Source organism: Methylomonas rosea (genome assembly GCF_024505055.1).
In the GTDB taxonomy this organism is placed as follows: Bacteria; Pseudomonadota; Gammaproteobacteria; order Methylococcales; family Methylomonadaceae; genus Methylomonas; species Methylomonas rosea.
Window position 1 is genome coordinate 23,149 of sequence record NZ_JANIBL010000039.1, and the last position, 22,452, is coordinate 45,600.

20 protein-coding genes are annotated in these 22,452 nt (G+C 51.9%); 9 read left to right on the forward strand and 11 right to left on the reverse strand.

Annotated features, from left to right (window positions below; translation table 11 throughout):
• Positions 1-89 precede the first annotated feature (89 nt).
• From NP589_RS13145 to NP589_RS13160, 4 genes are all read right to left on the reverse strand, one after another.
• Complete coding sequence (locus tag NP589_RS13145) at positions 90-1,400, reverse strand: GGDEF domain-containing protein (protein ID WP_256607404.1); 1,311 nt, start codon at positions 1,398-1,400, stop codon at positions 90-92.
• 15 nt (positions 1,401-1,415) lie between these two features.
• Positions 1,416-2,942 carry a GGDEF domain-containing protein gene (locus NP589_RS13150; protein ID WP_256607405.1) on the reverse strand — a complete coding sequence of 509 codons (1,527 nt, stop codon included), beginning with the start codon at positions 2,940-2,942 and terminating at the stop codon, positions 1,416-1,418.
• A 125-nt stretch (positions 2,943-3,067) separates the two neighbouring features.
• The gene (locus tag NP589_RS13155) at positions 3,068-3,673 is read right to left on the reverse strand and encodes a thiol:disulfide interchange protein DsbA/DsbL (protein WP_256607406.1); all 606 of its coding nucleotides are present in this window, start codon (positions 3,671-3,673) and stop codon (positions 3,068-3,070) included.
• A gap of 358 nt (positions 3,674-4,031) precedes the next feature.
• The gene (locus NP589_RS13160; protein WP_064009139.1) at positions 4,032-4,709 is read right to left on the reverse strand and encodes a c-type cytochrome; all 678 of its coding nucleotides are present in this window, start codon (positions 4,707-4,709) and stop codon (positions 4,032-4,034) included.
• Between the two features lie 110 nt (positions 4,710-4,819).
• Here NP589_RS13160 and yihA point away from each other — a divergent pair, with 110 nt between their 5' ends.
• The gene (gene yihA, locus NP589_RS13165; protein ID WP_256607407.1) at positions 4,820-5,440 is read left to right on the forward strand and encodes a ribosome biogenesis GTP-binding protein YihA/YsxC; all 621 of its coding nucleotides are present in this window, start codon (positions 4,820-4,822) and stop codon (positions 5,438-5,440) included.
• Positions 5,441-5,959: 519 nt separating this feature from the next.
• On the opposite strand, the gene NP589_RS13170 is transcribed toward yihA, so the two are convergent.
• The 6 genes from NP589_RS13170 to NP589_RS13195 form a co-directional block, all read right to left on the reverse strand.
• Positions 5,960-7,468, reverse strand: coding sequence for a YifB family Mg chelatase-like AAA ATPase (locus tag NP589_RS13170; RefSeq protein ID WP_256607408.1), 1,509 nt, complete (start codon positions 7,466-7,468; stop codon positions 5,960-5,962).
• Between the two features lie 6 nt (positions 7,469-7,474).
• Positions 7,475-7,726 (reverse strand): ubiquinone biosynthesis accessory factor UbiK, encoded by a 252-nt coding sequence (ubiK, locus tag NP589_RS13175; protein ID WP_256607409.1) that lies wholly within the window; start codon positions 7,724-7,726, stop codon positions 7,475-7,477.
• Positions 7,727-7,731: 5 nt separating this feature from the next.
• Positions 7,732-8,316: a MarR family winged helix-turn-helix transcriptional regulator gene (locus tag NP589_RS13180; RefSeq protein WP_256607410.1), complete on the reverse strand. Its 585-nt coding sequence runs from the start codon at positions 8,314-8,316 to the stop codon at positions 7,732-7,734.
• A gap of 65 nt (positions 8,317-8,381) precedes the next feature.
• Positions 8,382-9,980 carry a hypothetical protein gene (locus NP589_RS13185; RefSeq protein ID WP_256607411.1) on the reverse strand — a complete coding sequence of 533 codons (1,599 nt, stop codon included), beginning with the start codon at positions 9,978-9,980 and terminating at the stop codon, positions 8,382-8,384.
• A gap of 11 nt (positions 9,981-9,991) precedes the next feature.
• The gene (locus NP589_RS13190) at positions 9,992-11,731 is read right to left on the reverse strand and encodes an alpha/beta hydrolase family protein (RefSeq protein WP_256607412.1); all 1,740 of its coding nucleotides are present in this window, start codon (positions 11,729-11,731) and stop codon (positions 9,992-9,994) included.
• 23 nt (positions 11,732-11,754) lie between these two features.
• Entirely contained in the window at positions 11,755-13,512 is a 1,758-nt protein-coding gene (locus NP589_RS13195; protein ID WP_256607413.1) for a GMC oxidoreductase, read from the reverse strand.
• A gap of 291 nt (positions 13,513-13,803) precedes the next feature.
• Between NP589_RS13195 and NP589_RS13200 the strand changes: the two genes are divergently transcribed.
• The 8 genes from NP589_RS13200 to NP589_RS13235 all read left to right on the forward strand — a co-directional run bounded on the left by NP589_RS13200 (position 13,804) and on the right by NP589_RS13235 (position 21,761).
• Positions 13,804-15,033: an NADP-dependent isocitrate dehydrogenase gene (locus NP589_RS13200; protein ID WP_256607414.1), complete on the forward strand. Its 1,230-nt coding sequence runs from the start codon at positions 13,804-13,806 to the stop codon at positions 15,031-15,033.
• 135 nt (positions 15,034-15,168) lie between these two features.
• The gene (locus tag NP589_RS13205; RefSeq protein WP_064037203.1) at positions 15,169-15,828 is read left to right on the forward strand and encodes a response regulator; all 660 of its coding nucleotides are present in this window, start codon (positions 15,169-15,171) and stop codon (positions 15,826-15,828) included.
• Complete coding sequence (locus NP589_RS13210; RefSeq protein WP_256607415.1) at positions 15,828-17,240, forward strand: ATP-binding protein; 1,413 nt, start codon at positions 15,828-15,830, stop codon at positions 17,238-17,240. Before NP589_RS13205 ends, NP589_RS13210 begins: the two co-directional genes overlap by 1 nt.
• A gap of 272 nt (positions 17,241-17,512) precedes the next feature.
• Positions 17,513-18,049, forward strand: coding sequence for an HXXEE domain-containing protein (locus NP589_RS13215; RefSeq protein ID WP_256607416.1), 537 nt, complete (start codon positions 17,513-17,515; stop codon positions 18,047-18,049).
• A 163-nt stretch (positions 18,050-18,212) separates the two neighbouring features.
• Positions 18,213-19,436 (forward strand): sialidase family protein, encoded by a 1,224-nt coding sequence (locus NP589_RS13220; protein WP_256607417.1) that lies wholly within the window; start codon positions 18,213-18,215, stop codon positions 19,434-19,436.
• A 127-nt stretch (positions 19,437-19,563) separates the two neighbouring features.
• Positions 19,564-19,941: a copper resistance CopC family protein gene (locus NP589_RS13225; RefSeq protein WP_256607418.1), complete on the forward strand. Its 378-nt coding sequence runs from the start codon at positions 19,564-19,566 to the stop codon at positions 19,939-19,941.
• A gap of 27 nt (positions 19,942-19,968) precedes the next feature.
• Positions 19,969-20,637 carry a hypothetical protein gene (locus NP589_RS13230; RefSeq protein ID WP_256607419.1) on the forward strand — a complete coding sequence of 223 codons (669 nt, stop codon included), beginning with the start codon at positions 19,969-19,971 and terminating at the stop codon, positions 20,635-20,637.
• A complete protein-coding gene (locus tag NP589_RS13235; protein WP_256607420.1) occupies positions 20,637-21,761 on the forward strand; it encodes a HupE/UreJ family protein in 1,125 nt (374 codons plus the stop codon). The genes NP589_RS13230 and NP589_RS13235 overlap by 1 nt, the downstream gene beginning before the upstream one ends.
• Before the next feature lie 479 nt (positions 21,762-22,240).
• On the opposite strand, the gene NP589_RS13240 is transcribed toward NP589_RS13235, so the two are convergent.
• A partial coding sequence (locus tag NP589_RS13240; protein WP_256607421.1) for a hypothetical protein occupies positions 22,241-22,452 on the reverse strand: 212 nt, incomplete at its 5' end.

The window sequence follows — 22,452 nt, forward strand, 5'->3', positions numbered from 1 at the left end:
TTTGTAGGGGGGGGGCGCTAAAAACTAACATTTCGCGCTAGATAGTCGGCGAGTCTAAACGAACCGCCAAAAGTGGGGACTACTAAAGATTACGGCTCGAACACCGTACAGCGATTGCGCCCGCCTTGTTTGGACTGGTAGAGCGCCTGATCGGCCCGCACGAAGACATCGTCGTGCGTATCGCCCTCTTTAAACTCGCTGATCCCGCAACTTATAGTCAGATTGACATTTTCGCCGTTAGAATTAAATCCGCAGCTCTGAATCATCTTGCGGGTGTTTTCCGCCATTTCCAGTGCCTGAAGCGCACTAGTATTCGGCATCAGCATCACAAACTCTTCGCCGCCGTAACGAGCCACGAAGTCAGTTTCCCGACAGTTATTCAGCAATAATTGCGCAACCAAAGCCAGGGTTTTATCGCCAGACTTGTGCCCATAGGTATCGTTGATGCGCTTGAAAAAATCAATATCCCAAATGATCAACGCTAGCGGCGCTTTGTAACGCTTCCAACGCTTCAATTCCATTTCCGCACGATTGTTGTATGCCAAGCGATTCGGCAAGCCGGTCAAGGAATCGTTTAGGGCTTTGTCGTGCTCTATCTTGAGTTTAACGCGCAGGGTCTCGGTCTCGGTTTCCAACTCCTGCAATTTTTGCGTCATTAACTCAATTTTTTCTTGCGCATCCCGCTGCCTTTCATCTTCTATTTGTTTATGCTCAAGTAATCGCTCCAATAAACGATCAAGATGCTCCGCTGTCTGATCCTTTAACATATCAAGTTCATCGGCAGCCTTTGTCGAGTCCTTTAGGCTGCCCACTTGCCTATGAATTTCTGTATTCATAATCTCGCGATCATCAATCAAAGCTCGATTAGCTTGACCTGCGGTTTCTACGTCTTGCCCGAGTTCGTCCAGCTTCTCGCTCAAATCCCCTAGAAACACATCGATGCCTTTCTGCTCGGATGCACTGTAATCTTTGATATTCAGCAGCAAGGTAATAGCCGAGTCGATGACTTTCTTATACGAATCTTCACTGAGATTAGCCCTGACCCGTTGCTTTAACAGCGATGTCTGTTGCTGAAAACGCAAGGGAACCTCGGCATCGCTGAGCAGTTCATCCAAACGCTCCAGCAAATAGTTGTTTTGCGATACAGGACCATCGTCTTCCCCGGCGCTAACATCCTGTTTGGCTTGCTTGGAAATGTGCAACAAAGTTTTGGATACAGCTTGCAATTCGGACAGTAACTCATGCGAATTCGCGCCGCTCCGCAATTTGGCACCTATCGCGAGCAGATGCGGCTCCAGCAACTTGTGGCTGCCTTGGCAAAAAATCAACAGCTGGATGACCAGCTTGTATAAAAACTTTTCGTTATCGAGCGGAGCGGAGTAAGGGGTAGCAGTCGCCATGTCTATCCGACTTGGTTACACGACAACACAGCGGTTACGGCCGGTTTGTTTGGCACTGTACAAGCCGGAGTCGGCTCGGTTGAAAATCGATTCATTATTGTCGCCGTCGATAAATTGGCTAATTCCGCAGGATAAGGTGATAAATACTTTGTTGCCATTCGCATTGAAGCTACTTTTTTCCAAGGTTTTTCGAAGTTTTTCCGCGATCACTAAGGCGGATTCGGCATCGGCGCCAGGCAATATCATCACAAACTCCTCACCGCCGAAACGCGCTACGAAATCGGTTTCCCGGCAGTGTTTGGACAACAATTCAGCGATAACAATCAGGGCCTTATCCCCGCATTTATGCCCGTAAGTGTCATTGATGTTCTTGAACAAATCCACATCCCAAACCATCAGCGTCATCGGCGATTTATGCCGCCGGCAACGCGCCATTTCATCGGTCAAACGATCCTCGAACGCCAAACGATTCGGCAGATTGGTCAACGGATCGCGAGTTGCGCGATGTTGAGCAAGATCCAGTTTCGAGCGCAATTCGGAAGACTCGGATTCCATTTCCCGGAGCTTTTGCGACAAGATCTGCATTTCGCGCTGGGCCTTATCCCGTTCCTGTTGTTCCTGGAGATTGTGCGCTTGAATTTGCTGCGTGATAGTGGTTAATCGACTGCTGACAATTTGCTTCAGCGGCTCAAGTTGGGTCGCGTTCTCGGATTTTTCCCGCAGCTCCATGATTTGCTCGGATACGGCCTGATCCAGCAGATTACGCTTCTTAACTCTTATTTCGTTAGCCGCATTGACGCCGGTGGCTTTTACACCCAACTCGGTTAATTGCTCGGTCAATTTCGACAAAAATGCCGCCATTTCCTGCTGTTCCGATTCTAGATGCTTTTTTACCGCCAACAACAACGCCACCGTATCGTCAAAAATAGGCCCAAGGGCTTGATCAGCGAACAACCGGCTTTTGATTTTTTCGGCATCCTCGGTAAACAGCAACGGAATTTCCGCATTGTCCAACAAACGGATCAATTGAATATTGATAGCTTTGGCATCCGCTCCGGTCAGCTCCAAGGCCAAATCAATGTTGGTCAGCGGTTTATTTTCCTCGACCAACTCCAACAGGGCCAGGTAAAGGGCCTGATTGTTGCTGAACTGGCGATTTTCGTATTTTCCGCGAATCTCATCGAGCTGATCCAGGTATCGAGGATATTGCTTGCCAAGAAACTCAAACAGCAAGGAAGCGTCCGGGAGGGTGGACTCCGGCGATTCCTCCAACATTATCAGCGCATTGGAAAAAGCCGACAGCTCTTTCTGTAATTGCTGACTTTGCAGGCCGCCTTTCAATAAATTGCGAATACGATTTAAGTGAGGATCGAGTTGTCGGTTCAGGCCTTTAACGGCCAGCGCAAAACGGACTATGGTCTTGCACAACAACTCTTCGTTGGCTTTGTATTGTTTTTCAGTTTGTTCCTGGTCGTCCAACAGCTTGAGGTATTTTTCCTTCCACCTGTCCGGACCCTCATCCTTGTTTTTAAAAAAAACCATGAAACATGCCCTAATTCTGAAATTCTTAGTCGCTTGATTATAGTCTATCGCTGAATTTGTGAAGAATATCCTACAATCAGCATTCGCCCCTCACGTCCTTGTGCGGCAATTCGTTAGTTGGCCGTTTATTTTTTCTGGCTTTCTTGCGCGATCAACTGATTAACTACGGTCAACATATTGGTTTGGGATTTGGCCGACTGCGCGGTGACTTTGTATTTACCATTGACGATCAACGCCGGTACGCCGCTGATACCATAACGCGGACCAGTAGACTCGGCTTGACGCAATTTGGCGTCGACTAAAAACGAGTTAAAAGCACTACGAAACTCCTCGTCCTTGACCCCATGATCGGCAAAAAACTTAGCCAGTTCCTCTTCGCTGACTAATTTTTGCTTTTTGTTCTGAATGGCATCGAACAGATCCGCATGGACATTATCCAAAACACCCAAAGCTTCGGCGGTAAAATAGGCCTTGGCATGCTTGCCCCACAGATCGCTGAATACCGCCGGTTGACGGATAAACTCAACATTGGCGGGCTTGGTTTTCAGCCATTCCACCATGGCCGGCTCCAGGCTATAGCAATGCGGGCAACCGTACCAAAAAAATTCGATCACTTCGATCTTGTCCGGATTTTGTACCGGCTGCGCTGGCGTTACGGCTTCGTAACCCCCCTCAGCATTTACCAGCGAAGAAAAGCTCAACAGTCCCAATAATGCGATTATTTTTAACATCAACGTTCTCCGTAATAATGTATTCCCGATAAAAAACCATGTTCACACTCAAATGTGTAAACAATTTGACAACAAACCGAGCGCAACCATCAAGCCATTCACTTGCCATGTCCGCGCTTCGTCAAGTTCTCATGCGTTCATGCAAACGACAATCCTGCAATCTCTCGTTAATAAGCCCCTGTGAGACTGACCTTACCTGATTTTCTAGGGGAGGCTAGTACGCACCAGCTGTCAGGGATAGAGGTTTTCAGTACGAGGAAGGTAGATTGCGACATGCATGATGAAGAGAGTTTAATCCTTGTGAATTAAGGACTAGATCAAATCCGGCAGAGCAGCGGCTCCGCCGGACAACGAATGCTTATTTCATCGTGGAGATGTAGTAAGCAACCGCTTTAATATCCTCGTCAGTCATTTTAGTGGCGATCATGTGCATCATGTTTTCCCGATTATTGCTGCGCGCGCCGGTTTTGAAATCGGTCAGGCTTTTAATCAGATAATCGGCATGCTGAGAATGCAAGGATGGGAATGAGGCCGGTTTATTGCCTTCCGCGTACGGTCCGTGGCAAGCCACGCATGCCGATACTTCGCGGCTGATATTACCGTTACGGTATAAATCGCTACCTTGGGTAATTAAGGCATCCAGCGCGGCTTTTTCTTGCTCAGGCGTTTTTGCGGGCGCATCGTCGTCGTCACTCGGCGGCAATTTCGGCGCCGGGTTGGTGGAAATTTTGTTGCCGGCATAATAACTGGCAAGTTCCTGAATCGTTTGATCATCAAGACCCGCCGCCAATGGCGCCATCATAGGCGCCAAGCGCGCACCGCTCTTGAATGCCTGTAATTGTTTAACCAAATAAGTCTGGTGCTGTCCCGCCAATTTCGGAAACGCCGGCATCGTGCTGTTACCGTCTTCGCCATGGCAGCCCGCGCAACTGGCGGCTTTGGTTTTTCCGGCGCTGGCATTACCCTGCGCATTTACATGACCGGCGGCGGTTGCCAACAACAAAGTGATGGAAACAGTCAGCAATTTTTTTATCATTATGGGCCCCTGCTCAGGAAGGTTGATCGACATTAAGCAAGCTGATGTCAGCCGCCGGACGTTATAATGCCCGGATTCTAACCGATTTATAAACACTAAGCGAGACTGTGATGAATCCCATCTACCATCAGGCCAAGTTCATCAACAGCGCCCCCAAACTGAAGGACGCACCGCCCGACCAAGGCATGGAAATCGCTTTCGCCGGCCGCTCCAATGCCGGTAAATCCAGCGCGATCAACACGCTGGTGCAACAAAACGCCCTGGCTCGCGTCAGCAAAACCCCAGGCCGCACGCAATTGCTGAATTTTTTTGAAATCGACGCCAAACGCAAACTGGTTGATCTACCCGGTTACGGCTACGCCAAAGTCCCGGAAGCCATCAAAAAAGACTGGCGGCAAATGATGGAAAGCTATTTGCACGACCGCCAAGCCCTGTGCGGCATCGTCCAAGTCATGGACATCCGTCACCCGCTCACCGATTTCGACTGGCAAATGGTCGAGTGGTGCGAACACCGCAAACTGCCCTTGCACATTTTGTTGACAAAGTCCGACAAACTGAAGTTCGGCGCGGCGAAGACCACGCTATTGCAGGTGCAGCGTGATTTGAGTCAGGCGGATATTGTGGTGACTTTGCAGCTGTTTTCTGCTTTGAACAAAACCGGGATTGATGATGTGCATCAGGTTTTGGATGAGTGGTTTGGGTTTAGGAAGATGGTGGTTTCGGGGGATTAAACGGCTGTTTGGAACGAAGCTTGCCTCCCTCTCCAGAGGGAGAGGGCCGGGGTGAGGGGGAATCAAAATATTGTGTCGCTGACGCGACGGCTATGTTGAAGTCTGGTCTCGGCCCGACAGCCGAGTAACTTTTCTTTGTTTGGCCAAAGAAAAGTCACCAAAAGAAATGCCACCCGGATGCCGCTTAGCTCACTCGGCACATCCCTGTGCCTCGCCCTTCGGGTGCGATGCATGCAAATCGGCTATTCTGCCGATTTGTCCGTTCAAAAGCTCCGGTGCTCGGCGCGGCATACGGGAGAAAACCATCCCGTTTTTTTAAAGGCATTTAGCTAAGAAATTACGAAGGGTTGATGGAATATTCGGAGCTTGGGGAAGAGTTGAAATCTTCGGTTTTTCTTGACTATGTGGTACTTCATCCGTGCACTTAATTTTATCCATCCTCGCTTAATAAGCCAAAGGTGTATCAATTGGACATTCCATTTTTTGATGCGTTAGCAAATGGATAACGCTGGGTTAAGCCTAGCGAGTCCTGTCCAGCTTACGATAGCCTATGGCTTCGCTGAGATGAGAGATTTCAATGTTCGGTGAATTAGCCAGATCGGCGATAGTCCGCGCAAGTTTTAATATGCGGTGATAAGCCCGATGTGACAGGCCGAACTTTTCCAGAGCTTGTTCCAGCAACTGGTGACCGGCTTCGGATAATGCGCAGATGGTCTTCACCTCGGCAGCGCTCAACGCGGCATTAGCTTTGCCTTGGCGACGATACGCTATTTCGCGCGCGGCGACGACGCGTTGACGAATAGTTTCGCTGGTTTCTTCGCCGGTCGCCGAGCCTTTGCGCAAGACGTCCAGCGCGACACGCGGCACCTCCATATGCATGTCTATCCTATCCAGCAACGGCCCGGAAACGCGGGCGCGATAGCGGGCCACTTGTTCGGAAGTGCAACGGCAACGCCCGGAGGCGTCGCCCAAATAACCACACGGGCAGGGGTTCATCGCTGCGATCAACTGGAAGCTGGCCGGAAAATCGGCTTGGCGGTTGGCGCGGGAAATGGTGATGTGGCCGGTTTCCAAGGGTTCGCGTAGTACTTCCAGGACTTTTCGATCAAACTCTGGTAGTTCGTCCAAAAATAGCGCGCCGTTGTGCGACAGGGAAATTTCCCCGGGTTTGGGGTTGCTGCCGCCGCCAACCAACGCCGCAGCTGAGGCGGTGTGGTGCGGCGCTCGGTATGGCGGCTGCCGCCAACGACTGACGTCCAGGCCATGATCGCTGATCGAAGCCAGCGCGGCGGTTTCCTGAGCTTGTTGTTCGCTGAGTTCCGGCAAAATAGTAGGCAAGCGAGCCGCCAACATCGATTTGCCGGTGCCCGGAGGCCCGAGCATCAGTAAATTATGTTTCCCCGCGGCGGCAATTTCCATCGCCCGTTTGACGTGAAATTGGCCATGCACATCGGCAAAGTCAACCGTGTAAACCGCTTGTTCGAAACCGAGATTGATGCCGGGCGGCGCGATGGCTTGCCGGCCCGCCAGATGGGCGCAGACTTCCAGCAGCGTTTTAGCCGGCAGTATTTGCGCATCCTTGATTAAGGACGCCTCCGCTGCACAACCAGCTGGCAGGATCAGTTGCCTGAAAGCGTTGCGACAATGGATCGCCACCGGCAGCGCGCCGGGGATAGGTCGTAACTCGCCGCCCAGCGACAGCTCGCCTATGCATTCGTATTCATGTAGCCCATCTTTGGGGATTTGCCCGGAAGCGGCCAGGATGCCCAGTGCTATCGCCAGGTCGAAACGCCCGCCTTCCTTGGGCAGATCGGCAGGCGCCAGATTAATAGTGATGCGCTGAAACGGAAATTCGAAGTGCGAATTAATGATCGCGCCGCGCACCCTGTCTTTGCTTTCTTTAACCGCTGTCTCGGGCAAACCGACGATATTTAGAGCCGGCAAGCCGCTGCTGACATGCACTTCCACCGTCACCTGCGGGGCGTCTATGCCGGAGCGGCCCCGGCTGTAAACGACGGCCAGTGACATGGTGTTTTAGGCTTGCGGAATCCGTTGTTCCAGTTCGGCGACGCGTTTTTCCAGCTCTTCCAAGCGGGCGCGGGTTTTTGCCAATACCGCTTTTTGTACTTCAAATTCTTCGCGGCTGACCAGATCCAATTTGGATAGTCCGCTTTGTAGCAAGGCGTGCACATTTTTTTCGACGTCGTCCTTCAGGCTGGTCAAACCGGGAGGAATGGCACCGGCGATACGCTCGGCAAGGTTGTCTATGGCTTTGGGATCAAACATGGTGGCTACTCTTGGTCTATGAATGAATTGGGAATGGGTAAATGATCGCGACATATTTTATCAGTATCTTCACGATCCAAGGGTTGTTCGGTCAATCCGCATTGATAGTGATGCTGTTCTACCGAAAAATAATGGCAGGAGCGGCATAAACCAAAGCTCTTGGATTCATTGACTTTCTGCAGCACGCCCAGCGTGGTTTGCAGTGCTTGACCTATGGTATCGAATTCCTGGCGGCTGACTTTGGATTCGGCCTGCTTGAAAATATCCAGCGGTTTTAACTCGTCGATCAACTGCTTGCCGGTATCTGTCAGGCTTAGATGCACTACTCTGCCGTCCAATAGATCGGTGGTCTTATCCAGATAGCGCTTACGCTCCAAAATCTGGATAGTCTGCGACACGGTACCCTTGGTCAAGCCCAGATATTCGGCCACCGCGGCATGGGTGTTGCTGTATTTATTGCACTTGGCCAGATATTCCAACACTTGACCATGTACCGGTTGCAAACCGATTGCCGCGTATTTTTTGCGCTCTTCCGAGCGGAGTAAGGCGCTAATCCGCTCGATTAGCTTAAATGTGTCTAATTCCTGCATTGGCCCGATTCTAACACATGCCGCAGCGCCAGGCTTTACCAGGCGTCCGCGGCATTGCGCCAGAACTACAAACGATCCATATTGTCGCTCCAATTCAGATTGTCTCTGACGAAATAGCGATATTCCGGAGGCTGTTGATTTTGCAGATTCAACACGTACAGAGTGCGACCGATACCGCGCCGCCGATAACCGCCCTTCTCTTTGTCGACAATTTGATCACGCCAGGTGCCGAAATTGATGTAGGTAAGGTTGTTATACGAGCCGTTGGGCGGGTAATCCATATCGGCTTCGGTTTCCAGCGGGATATGCGTGTGACCTTCGCCGTGCAGATGAAAACCTTTAGCCAGAAATGCGTCTTGAAAGGTCGGAAAAGCCTGCAGATTCTTAAAACTGGCACCGTCTTCGCTGTACACCGACTCGGGCTGGATTTTTTCCAGCATATCCGCGATCAGCAACACCGCACGTACTAAATGCAACTGGATTCGAACCTTATCAAAGCGGCCTGTCAACATTAGCCATACCCTGGCTATTTTCAGGCCTATCCGGCGCCCGGACGGCGAACTTTCCAGGGTAAAATCGTCACTCAGCCAGAGGCACAAGGCTTTATACAACTCAGACTCGATGATATCGCGTAATTCCTCACTGGCTTTATTACGGGTTTCTTCCAGAATCCTGCTCACCGCCGCGGAGGTAGGCCGATACAAATCCAGTTCTGCCAAAATGCGCTTGATGCGGCTTAAGTCCAGCTGCGGATCGTTCTTGGTTTTTCGGTAGTCTTCCAGCGCCAGTTGACAGCGGTAAATGAAGGTCGATAAGGCACCAGCCGCTACCGTGTCACCGAAACAAGGTTCGGTAAAGGGGCGGTAATTTAACTGTTGCCAAGCGTGCGCGCGCCAGCCGTCTTTAGTCGTCCAGCCCGATTGTCCATTTGCGGCACTAATGCTCAGGCTGTTGTCGCGGTCGCGCCAATGGCCGTGGGTGATGAAGGTCCGTAACTCCGTATCGCCCCAATAAAAGGGCAACCAGGGTACGCTGTCGGGCGCGGCGAAATGTTGCTCGTCATCGAAATACATTTTGCCTATCCAACTGCGATAAGCCGCCGATAGTTCCTGAATCGGCTGCCCCACGCAGTCTTTGTAATACATTTTCAACACATCCGGGTCGGCAAAAATCTCTTTATCGTGATTACCCAACAAGGTCAACACTTCAACGCTGATCTGCTTTTTTTTCAAAACCTTTACTGTTTCCTGCAAACGATAAAAAAATCCGCAAGCGCCATCGGGGTCGCTGGGGTCAGGGGCACGGCAATGTATCTTTATGATGCTGGCCATAATCCGGCGCAAGCAGGGTTTAAATTCCGGATGCTGGCGTTGCCAGGGATAGACCTCGGCCATCGCCCATTCCGCGCTGCGAATCATGTCCACGACGTCACCGTCGAGGATCAAAGTCAATTCGTCGATCTTTTGTTTGGTGCAGACCGTAACGATTTCATCGAAAAAAATCGGCCAGACCGTTTCTTCCGCGCTTTGGCTTCCAACCGTGTCGTCAGTGAAATGCACGTCGCTGATGCAGACGCACAAGCGGTTTAGGCCGGTGCTCGGCGTTGCCCGCTTAGGTTGCAGGGTGGCTAGCGTCAGTTGTAAATCTTCTTGGGTGCTGGTCATCACTGTGCTCCTCAATTGCGGTGTTTTTGTAAAAATTCCACGAAGCGCGGATAGATGTCTTGCGCGGCATTTTTACCCATGATCACATCGGCGTGGCCGTAATCGGGGAATAGATGCAGTTCGTGGCGGCCCGGCACGATTTGTTCCAGACGTTGATGGCAGACGATGTTGGAGTTGCGGAACAATGCATTGTCCTGGCCGGCGACGAACAGACACGGGGTGTCGATCTCGGCAGCATGCTGGAAATAATTGTCCGGCAAGCTCCGGTAACGCGGTTCATTGGGCTGATATTTCACGGCGGTGTTATTAGCGTTGACCATTTTCAACACATGCCGGTAGTAATTGACGCTACAGCCGCCGAACAAATCGCCGCAACGGCGATGCGTCACATCGTGCAGATTTTCGTGTTTGTACAACACCGGAAAACCCCAACCCCACATGAAACTGAGCATATGGCATTCCGGCGAGTCGCATTCTTTATGAAATGCCGAAATCGCCGTCGCCAGCAATTTACCCGCCCCCCAACCCGGTTCGCGCCGCCAATAAGGGTTCAAATAATCCACGCCCAAAATATAATCGGCAGCCAGCGGCCCTAGATACAGCTTGATCTTGGCCGGCAGCGGCACGCACGGCGTCAGCGCCACGCCATTGGCGATCAGGCTGCGCACGCCGGTCACCGCTTTGCCGAACAGGCCCATGGTAAACGCCAAGGCCCCAAAGCAGTGGCTGATGACATGGATGCGTGCGGACGGGCCGACCGCCGCGCGCACGGTCGCGATAGCCGCCGGCATGTCGTACAGCGCCAGATCGTCGACATTGTAATTATGTCGGTGCAGATTATAGGAATAACGGTTGCTGATCCGGCCATCCAAGGTCCAGACATCGCTGAAACCGTGGTCCAGCAGATAGCTGGTCAGATTGTAATGTTCCGGCATGATGAACATATCGCTGGCGGCGGTCAGGCCCGGCACCAAAACCACCACGTCGTCACTGGTCGCGCGCTTGAAGCGCAACAAACTCAGGCCCAGTCGGTCGGCGGTGGTGAACGCATGCGTGCTGATTTCGGCATCCTTGACACCCTCGGTGGTGTATAGCGGAATTTCTCGTTCGAAACTGCCCATTTTTGGCGTCATGGCCGGTTTGTAAACCTCCCATAACGCGCCCAAAAAGAAACCGCCGAAGCGTTCCACCGCATGCAGGCGGTCTTTTAACGTCTCGCCGCTGGCGCGTATCGTCGTCAATTGCTTGGCAAAGTCCATTACCTCGATATACAGCAAGCCGGTGGCGTAGACCTTGGCTTTGGCTTCCTTATCCGCTTCCACATGGCCCTTGAATAAGTTGGTAAACAAGGTGGTGGTGTCGGCCCACAAATCCGGACCGACGTTGTTTTGAATCTGCTTCCGCCCGCTCAGGGTCAGAGCCTGGCCATTGGCATCGGTAAAAAACAAGCGATAGAGCATTTGTTTGCGGTCGGCATCGGCGCTGTCGACGAACAAATTAAACACGCCTTTGTCGACGGTACGGCGGCCGCCGATCAAATCACCTTCCACATAGCCGATGGCCGCCGATTGGTGGGCGTCGGACTCCAGAAAAGTATCCAGGTCGTCGCTTTGGATAGTCAGATGAAACATGAAGTAATGGTTGTCTTCTTTGCCTTGCTTGTAACCGTCTTCAAAAGCGGTTTGGCCCAGGCTGAGATAGCCTTTCATTTCTTCAGTAAATTCGAACGAGGTTTTGTTGGTAGTTGTCATGTCAGTATTCCTGTGAATTGGGTTTAGACGCCCAGGCTGGCATCGGGTTTGATGCCGGTAATGCCTTCGGCAATCCACTCGGCTGTAGCCGAGATGGTCGCCACCGGGTTGGCACCGACTGCACTGGGCAGAATCGAACCATCAGCGACATACAAGCCGTGGTAGCCGAACACTTGGCCGCGCTGTTCGGGGTGGCCGCTGACCACGCCCTTGTCCGGTGAGTCGGCCAGGATACAGCCGCCTAAGGGATGCACGGTCACGTTATGGCGAATCGGCAACTCCCAGGTCGGCAAGGGGAAAAACCAATTGGATTTGACAAATTTTTTAAAGCGCTCACCGGCGGTGAGTATGGCTTGATACAAACTCATGCTGGTATCTTGCGGCCAATCCAAATCGATATGGTCTGATTTATTAAGTGTCAGTGTGCCGTCGCCGTGATCCAGGCCCATACACAACATCACCACGGACTTCGAAGACAAATCGTCCTTTAATATTTCATGCAAAGAAAATCCCAACGAACCGTTCCAGACGCCGTTGCTCAGATATTTTTTCAACCATGTCACCAACGCTTTCAGGGCCCGCACCAATTTGCGCAATGTACTGGTTGGAAACGCGCCTTCGATGTACCAAGCCAGCCAGGCTGGGTAAGAGGCGTCTTCCAATACAAATGCCTGATTGCGGTTGAAACGGTCGAACAAGTTGTAATCGGTGTATTGGGTGATCACCGGTCCGTAGTTTGGGTCGGCGTCTTTTTTACCCTCGATAGCAAACGATAAAAAGTCGCCGTTGCCGGAAAACCAGCGGCCCAATTGTTCGCTAAGTTTGGGCAGGCTGCGATGCACATCGCGACAGCGCAGCAATAGTTCGTTGCTGCCGAAGGTGCCCGCCGAAACCACCACGCGGCGGGTTTTCAGGCTTTGCGACTGTCCCGAGGCAAAATTCTGAAATTCCACCCGATAACCGAATTCGCCGCTGGCCGAGCTGTCGTCGTCGCCGTGTTGGTTGAGTGGGACGATTTTTTCGGCTTGGCAGTCGGTAAACACTTGGCCGCCATGGGTCTGTTGGCCGGCGTGGATGTAGTTGAGGTCGAGGGTATTTTTGGAGTGGGTGTTGCAACCGACATCGCATTCGCCGCAGTAGGTGCAGGAGGTTTGCGTGGCGCCGTAGCGGTTTTTTTCTTGCAAACCAATGGGGGTTGGTGAATCCGAACCCTGGTAGTTGTAATCGTTGCCAAAGAATACGCAAATGTCGGCCAGTTTACTGGTGCGATTTTCGTGGGTGGCAAACTCTTGAAACAATTCGGTGCGGACGATTTTTCGGCGGTCGTCGGTTTGCCAGGATGGCACTGGGCGGGCGCCCAAAACTTGTTTCGCCACTTGGTAATAGGGGGCGAGAGTGGTTTTATCCAAGCCGGTCGGCCAGCCTTGCTCGAAGACCTGTTCGGGCGGTTCGAGGAAGACGTTGGCATAAATCAGTGAGCCGCCGCCCAGGCCCGCCGAAATGACCGCATCCATTTTCTTGTAATTTCGGATGTCGAACAGGCCGCGCAGATTCTTGTTTTGAATATGACGCGGCCGTTCTACCGCGTCGCCTTCCAAGCTCCAAAAGCTGTCGGCAATTTGTTTGGGTGAGCGGGCGAAAGAGCCCATCGGATACTGCCTGCCACGTTCCAGTAGCAAGACCTTGGAACCCCACTTTTGCGCGAGCCGGCAAAAGCTGATGGCGCCGCCGAAGCCGCTACCGATGACTATCGCTTCGTAGTCGAAGATCTGACTAGTCATTTACACCTCCTCAAGAATGATTTTTTATTATTATTGGCTCATTGTCCTGCTATCGGATGTTAAAGAAAAACGGTGTTGCCGGGTAAAGCCTGTTGCTAAAACCCTGTACAGAACAATGTCTTACGGCATCATGCGTCAATGCTGCTTCGGCAGTATAGCCTAGTTTTCGCCGTGATTCGATTATTGCGCGACGCGTTCCGGGCAGAGCCGAGCAAGGCGTTAAACATTCCGTGTTTCAGGGGTATGCAAGCTATACTGAAGGCCATTTTTAGTGAAAGGTGAGGAGCTGTTATGAAGAAAATATCCGTCAAAAATCCGGTGGTGGAGATCGACGGCGATGAAATGACCCGCATCATCTGGCATTTCATTAAAGACAAGTTGATTCTGCCTTACCTGGATCTGCAAATCGATTATTACGACTTAGGCATAGAGCAGCGCGATGCCACCGACGACCAAGTCACCATCGATGCCGCCCACGCTATCCAAAAGCACGGCGTAGGCATCAAATGCGCCACCATCACCCCGGACGAAGCGCGGGTGGAAGAATTTGGCCTGAAAAAAATGTACAAATCGCCGAACGGCACGATACGTAACATCTTGGACGGCACCGTGTTTCGCGAGCCTATTATTTGTAGCAACGTACCGCGCCTGGTACCGAATTGGACTCAGCCAATCTGCATCGGCCGGCACGCATTCGGCGACCAATACCGCGCCACCGATTTCGTCACCAAGGGTAAAGGCAAATTAAAAATCAGCTTTACGCCTGATGACGGTGGCCCTGAACAAAGTTTTGAGGTCTATCATTTCGAAGGCGACGGCGTGGCCTTGGCGATGTACAACACCGACGAATCTATCGCCGGTTTCGCCCGTAGTTGTTTCAATGTGGCGCTGGATAGGGGCTGGCCGCTGTACCTATCCACTAAAAATACCATCCTGAAAAAATACGACGGCCGCTTCAAGGACATCTTCGAAGAAATTTACCAGGCCGAGTACAAACACCTGTACGAAGCCAAAGGCATAGTCTACGAACATAAGCTGATCGACGATATGGTGGCGTCTGCGTTGAAATGGAACGGCGCGTTTGTCTGGGCCTGCAAAAACTACGACGGCGATGTGCAATCCGACACCGTGGCGCAAGGCTTCGGTTCGCTGGGTTTGATGACATCTACATTGGTCACGCCGGACGGAAAAACCATGGAAGCCGAGGCCGCTCACGGCACGGTTACCCGCCATTACCGCATGCATCAGCAGGGCAAAAAAACCTCCACAAATCCGATTGCGTCGATTTTTGCCTGGACTCGCGGTCTGGCGTTTCGTGGCAAATTGGACGGCAACGCCGAGCTAATTAACTTTTGCGAAACCCTGGAAAAAGTCTGCGTCGATACCGTCGAAGCCGGACAAATGACCAAGGATTTAGCCTTGTGTATTTACGGTGACGATTTGAACGACTCGCATTATTTAACGACCGAGGATTTTCTGGAGGCCCTGCGCGTCAATCTCGAGCAAAGCCTTTCCGCTTGATGCGGTTTTTGCAATTCGCTGGGTTTAGTCGTAATCCCAGCGAACTTTTAAGTTGCCTACTCGCTCACAGAACACTACGGAATCATTGCTACAATCCAGGCTAAGTTAATTACTCAGCCCATAGGTATACAAATCATGCGCTTATTACTGGTAGAAGACGATGCCATCCTCGGTGATGGTTTGAAAGCCGGCTTGACTATGGAAGGTTATGCCGTGGATTGGCTAATCGACGGTGCGCAGGCCGACGAAGCGCTGAAACTGAACCATTATGATCTGGTTGTCTTGGACCTGAACCTGCCGCGCATGGACGGCATGAGCGTGTTAAAAAACCTGCGCCGCCGTAAGGACAGTACCCCGGTTTTGGTATTGACAGCTCGCGAAGGCGTTGCCGAACGGGTGGCCGGGCTGGATAATGGCGCCGACGACTTTGTCACCAAACCCTTCGACTTAGCGGAAATTTGCGCACGTTTGCGTGCATTGGCCCGCCGCCATGATGGGCATAGCTTACCCTTGCTGGAGCACAAAGGCGTTACTATTGATCCGGCCGCCCACCAAGTGTATTTCAATGGCAAGCCGGTTGATTTGGCGCAAAAGGAATTTGAAGTACTCAGCTATCTAATGGGACATATCGGCCAGGTCATTTCCCGAGCCCGATTGGAAGAGTCCTTATATGCCTGGGGTTCCGAAGTAGAAAGCAATGCCGTGGAAGTGCATATCCATCATCTGCGGAAAAAACTGGATACCAATCTGATTCGCACCATACGCGGGGTCGGTTACATCATCGACGAGAACTAATGGCCAAACGTTCTTGTCTGGCGCCACGCTCCCTGAAAAAGCAGCTGCTGCTGTCGCTCCTAACTTCGCTGTTGCTGGTTTGGGGCGTTACCGCCTACATCAGTTACAAACAAACCCGCGACGAAGTCACCGAACTATTCAACGCCGAACTAGCGCAGTCGGCTCGCGTGGTGCACGCCTTTGTCGAGAACATGGTCCGGCAGCGGGCGCTGACCAAGCTTTGGGAGCGCGATAAAACCCCTGAGTTGTTCGACACACCTATCCTCGGTCACAAGTACGAACGCAAGATTGCCTTTCAGTTGCGTTCAGTGAAAGAGGGGCTGGTGTTGCGCTCGGAAAGCGCACCGGAATTTGCGCTGTCCTTGACGCGAAACGGCTACAGCGAAACCATGCTGGATGGACAGCTGTGGCATGTATTCAGTTTGAGTACCGAAAACGGTAATTATGTGATTCATGTCGGTCAGCGTGACGACATCCGCCGGGAATTGGTGGAAGGCATTGCCGGCCAGCAAGTGATCGGCTTTTTGATCGCATTGCCGATATTGGGCGTGATGATTTGGTGGATTGTCAGTCGCACCTTGTCGCCGGTCAATCAGGTCAAGGAACAATTGGCCAGCCGTGCCGCCGGCTATCTGCAACCACTGTCGGTTGATAATTTGCCGGACGAAGTATTGCCGGTAGTCACGCAAATCAACAGCTTGTTTGCGATGCTGGAACAGGCTTTTGCTAACGAACGCAACTTTACCTCCGACGCCTCCCACGAACTACGCACCCCGCTGGCCGGTCTGTTGACGCAAATTCAGGTGGCGCAAAAAACCACCGATACGCAGATGCGCGACCAGGCCTTGCAAAAAGCCCAGCAAGCGGTGTCGCGGATGACGCACACGGTGCAGCAATTGCTGACTTTGTCGCGAGTACAGCATCAACAGGCCGGGATTGCCAAGCAGTCTGTTGATGTTAACGAAGCCTTGATCGAAGTGATTTCCGACCTGGACCACGCTGCCCGCGACAAGCGTATCGAAATTGAATTGCAAGGCGAGTCGGGTCTGTTGATAGACGCCAATCCGCAGCTGTTTCAAGTGTTGATACGCAACTTGATCGATAACGCCATCAAATATTCGCCTATTGAAGGGCATATCAAAGTAGCTTGTCGCTGCGAAAATAACCGCTTGCAGTTGACTGTAGACGACAGCGGCCCCGGCGTCGCCGACGACGATTACCAGCGCATCACCCAGCGCTTTTACCGTTGCGTGGAAACCGCCAATAGCGTTGAGGGTAGCGGCTTGGGGTTGTCCATCGTGCAGCGCATTGTGGCCTTGCATGCGGCGGATATTGATTTTGCCAAGTCGGGGTTGGGTGGTTTGCAAGCGCGGTTAGAAATGGATTTGGCGGGCTCTGCGTCGGTAAAGTAGGTTTTCACTCACAGGTCGAATCAATTCGGCCCCACATGCCTTTTTCCCCTGATTATCAAGCTCCAACTTGGAAATCCTAACGCCTGGCGGGCGCATTGCTTCCCTTGGATTTGAGAAGCTGGGGCTTGGAATCTAGGCGAAAAGTGTGGCTATACTGTCTAGGCGTTTTGGACTTTTTCAGCCAACGGCCAGCATTGTGTTTATCCATCACCTCTCCCCGTATCTTAATCATGCTTAATCGAATCATCGTAAACTGGGTTTACGGAGGCTTCATGGCCGGGCTGCTTTTGCTGTTGCTTATGCCCTTGCTGACAGCATCGTGGTCAACAGCGTTAACGGCGACGTTTGTTTTGTTGCCGGTTTATATGCTGCATCAATACGAAGAGCACGACCATGATCGTTTCCGTCTGTTCTTCAATGCAACGATTGGCAAAGGCAAAGAAGTACTCTCGCCAACAGCGGTATTCATCATCAATGTTCCCGGAGTGTGGGGCGTCATCACCTTGTCGTTGTATTTGGCGGCAGCTGGCAATGTCGGCTGGGCGCTAATCGCGGTGTATCTGGTGCTGGTTAATGCTTTAGTCCACGTTATCCATGCCTTCGTCTTCCGCGGCTACAATCCCGGCCTTGGTACTGCGTTGGCGCTGTTCGTACCCTTTGGCGCCTATGCCTTGCGGCAGGTGCAAATCGCCGGCGGAGGAACGCCAATGTTCCATGCGATAGGCCTAGTAGCGGCCATTGCTATCCACGCGGCTATTTTGCTGCATGTGCGGCGCCAGCTGAAATCCAAGCGAGGATACGGAATTTAGGGAAAACGAAATCGTATCGATATTCCACTATTGCACCAATCCTGGCGCGTCTCGGGTTTAAGCGGCAAAACCGCCTGGCAGGTTAAACCGCAATCCCCAGTTCTGCTTTGTGTGGCAATATGGTCTAATCATCGCCCCGTTTTATTTTTAAGTGATCGATCTCATGCCTAATTTCAAGGCTCGCATTTTGGGCGGCTGTTTAGTCGTTGCTTTGGCTTTGTTCGGTTGTAGCGAGCAAGCTTTCGAGCCGTTTTCCACGCCAGTCTTGCGTGCTAATGTCCTCAGTCCTATCGATGCTCAAGCTCTTTCCCTACCGAACCTGGTCAGTTTCGATGTCTATGTCGACCGGCAGACCGTGCATGCAGTCTTCGTCGCGACGCCAACCGGCAGTAAACAACCTTATATAGGCTATATGCATTCCGAAGACGGCGGTTTGCATTGGTCGCAGCCCAGCGCATTAAGCCAGCAATTTTCCCAACCCGTCGAGGCGAAAATCGGCAACGATATACAAATTGCCGCAGCCGGCGACAAATTGCTGGTGGTCTGGCAAACTACCGGCGAATTACCGGGGATGGGGCCGCTGTTGACGGTTTATTCCAATGACGCCGGTAAAACCTGGCAGCAAGGGGCCAAGCTGACCGGCAGCGATGCCGATCAATCGCATCATGAATTATTGGCGGATACTGAAGGCCGCTTTCATGCGGTGTGGCTGGATGACCGAGACGAAAATGGTTATCAGGGCGTGCGCTATGCGCGAAGCAGCGATGCCGGCAAAACCTGGGAGCTGGCGCAAACTATCGATGACTCCAGTTGCTCGTGCTGCTGGAACCGCTTGGCTCTCGGTGCCGATAGTAAATTGAACGTGCTGTATCGGGATATGAAACCGCGCGACATGGCGCTGGCGCAAACTGCCGATGGCGGCGCGAGTTGGCAACGCCTGAGTACGGTTGGTGAGTTCAACTGGGTTTTCGACGGCTGCCCCCATAACGGCGGCGGTTTGACTGTCGCTGGCGACGGCTCCTTGCATAGTCTGGTGTGGACTGGCGCAGAAAATCAGGTCGGGCTGTATCATATGCAATCCACCAACAGCGGCAAAAGCTGGACTACGCCGCAGCGTATTGGCGAAGCCGGCGCATTTCATGCGGACATCGCTTTTGGTGCCGGGCGCTTGGTCGCGGTTTGGGATGCACTGGGGCCGGAGGGTTCTAAAGTGTTTGTCTCGGAATCCGCCGATAATGGCGGACACTGGTCGGCGGGGAAACAGTTATCCTCGGCTAGCGGTTCGGCTACATTTCCGCGCATCGTCGCCACGCCCACTGGCTTGCTGGCGATGTGGTTAGAGCAAACGGCGACCGGCAAGCAATGGTCGGCGGCGGTTTTACAATAGCTTTGGATATATCGTAGGGTCGAATTTATTCGCCCTTTCGGTTAAAAAGCAAAGGTCGAATGAATTTGACCCTACATTTGGATTAGGCGAATAGTTGCCAATGATTTTTATACTTTAAGAGGTGCTCATGCCCAAGTTAGACATAACAAAAATAATAAAACCCGGCTTGTTGGCGATTGCGTTATTCAGCCCGGTGTCGGCATTTGCGCACGCCATTTTGGTGAAATCGCAACCGGCCAAGGACGAGATAGTCACCGAATCGCCCAAGCAAATCGATCTGTGGTTTAACGACGCGGTGCGCAGCGAATACAAAGCCTTGGCCGTCATCGACAGCACCGGTAAACGCGTGGATAACCACGACGTCGCGCAAAGCCTGACCAACGGCGCGAACATATATGCCACGGTGCCAACCTTGGCGCCCGGCTCCTACACTATCCGCTACCGGGTGGTATCGGAGGATACGCATATCGTCACCGGTAAATTCGAATTTACCGTCAAACCCTAGTCAGCATTCTTCCATCGGCTTAAATCTATGACTATTCAGCGACTTCCCGCTCATTTTATAGCAGGGCTTCTGGCCTGCGTCGTTTTACTGAGCGGCTGCGACAAACTCGGCTTCGGTACCAAACAATCCAATGCGCTGGGCAATCGCCCCGACTTGGATTGCATCATCGCCAATGATTTTTATGCGGTGCATTTCAGTGCCTACTTGCAGCCGGATAAGAACGATAAAAATCCCGATCCTAAAGCCGCTTTTGTGCCGTTTTGTCAGAAAATCCCCAGAGCAGGCAAGATGTTTTTTACGGCCGATTTGATCGACCGCGACATTCGCGCCACGCCGATTGGTATTAAGTTAGTGGAAGTGGAAAAAACCGGGCAGAAAGCCCCGGATGATTTGCGCGAGATTCGCACCGTCACTGAAATCCCTTCCAAGCTTTATCCAAAAGGCGCGGTAGAAGCCCAAGCCGATGTGGATAAAAACGGCAATTACGTACTGTATCTAATGATCGGCGAAGCCATGGAAGATGACGATAAATTCCGCATCGCGCTGGAAGTGGGTGTCGATCCCAATGGTGCCGATCTACCTCTGGTGGCGATTGGCGGTGTCGTAGCTTTGGTGTTGCTGGTGCTGGGATTTTTGGTTTACCTACATAAACGTAAGAAAGCCGCGCAAACCAATGGCAATGGGGAACGGCCTTAATGTTCAGCAGATCGAAAATGCACGGCCTGTCGGGCCTGGGGCGCTACCTGTTACTGGCTGCCTTGCTGTTACAATCGGGCTGGGCTTTGGCGCACGCGCCCGGTCTAAGTTCTATCGATGTGGCCGTCAAATCCGACCAAGTCGTGACTAAACTGACTTTTGCCTTGCAAGACATCGAAGCCTTTGCGCCGATGGATAGTGATCTGGATGCGGACGTTAGCGCCGCCGAGCGCGAAGCTGCCAAGCCGGACATCGCCAAAATGTTGGCTGAGCAGTTGCGGGTTAATATAGACGGTGTTGATGTGCAAGCCGTTGGGCCCGGAACAGTCAGCTACGATGAGCAGAACAATGCCCATGTCGAGTTCAAATTCCAGAATGTTCCGCACAAACAGTTGTTATTGCAATCCAAGTTGCTGGCTTGGTTGCAAGATGGGCATCAGCAATACGTCACAGTGCGCGATGCCGCCGGCAAACCGTTGAGCGAAAAAATGCTCAGCAGGGCCGACGACCAGTTGCAATTGGCATTGTCTGCAGTCGATCCGTCCGTTGCGCAAAACGATTCCCGATTTTCCGCTTTTGCGGATTTTTTGAAGTTGGGCATCGAGCATATCCTCACCGGATACGATCACCTGTTGTTCTTGTTTGCCTTGCTGGCGGTTACCCACAGTTTTTGGCCGGCGATCAAGATCGTCACCTTCTTTACCATCGCTCACTCCATCACTTTGGCATGTGCCGGGCTCAATATCATCGAGTTGCCTAGCAGTGTCGTGGAACCGGTGATTGCGGCGACCATCATATACGTGGCGGTTGAAAACATCATTCGCGGCGATCACCCAAAAGGCCGACAGTGGCTGACCTTTGGTTTTGGCTTGATTCACGGCTTTGGCTTTGCCAGCGTCCTGCGAGAAATGGATATTACCAGTGGCGACACCGGCATCCTGTTGCCTCTGCTGTCATTTAACCTAGGCATAGAAACCGGGCAAATCGCGGTGGCGTCGGTGGTGTTGCCTATCATCTGGTGGCTGAATAACAAGCCGGCATTTGCCGAGAAGTTTCTGAAAGGCTGCTCGGCGATGGTGGCGTTGATGGGGGCTTATTGGTTGTTGGAGCGGACGGTTTTATAAACGCGACGCCGGTTGGGTTTTACCCAATGTAGATGCGATTCGTAGAGCCGCAATTGCAGTCATCTACACCCAAGGCTCACAACTAAGATGGGCCGATTACGCTGCTATCTACGGGCTTTGGCTTGGAACGGCCATTATGTGAAGTTTCCTTTTATGTATAGCGGTGCTGCCGCGCGCGAGATGTGATCAGGTGTTGAAGCCTGTATCCCTCTCACGAACTTCACATAATTTCCATGATTTGAAACATGCTTTCAAATTCACCAAAAAGCAGGAATATCAGCGTTTATTCAGGTCGATGTCATCAGGCCTATCGATTTTTCACTTTTTATCGACATGGCGGATAAATTCAGGGTGATTGTTTTCCTGTTGGGAATAAGTTTTAAGTAGAAAACGCTATCTGTTGAGCTGATGACTGTTCCCGAATTGAACAATATAAAATCCACTACTGGAATTTGCAAAAATTATGTCCAGCTTTTTATCTAACTGCCTTCCTCAATCCGCCTGATTCCTGATGTCAACCAGTCGAAACCAAAACACTGTACATAAAAGGAAACTTCATATAATGGCCGTTGTGCAAAGCTTTGCATAACGGCCAATTCCAGCCATTTAAACGAGAACAGGTTAGTTCTGGGGGAAAACGGCTGTTTGTTGAAACTCCGTTCGAAGTTATCGCAGATGATGGAGTATATTT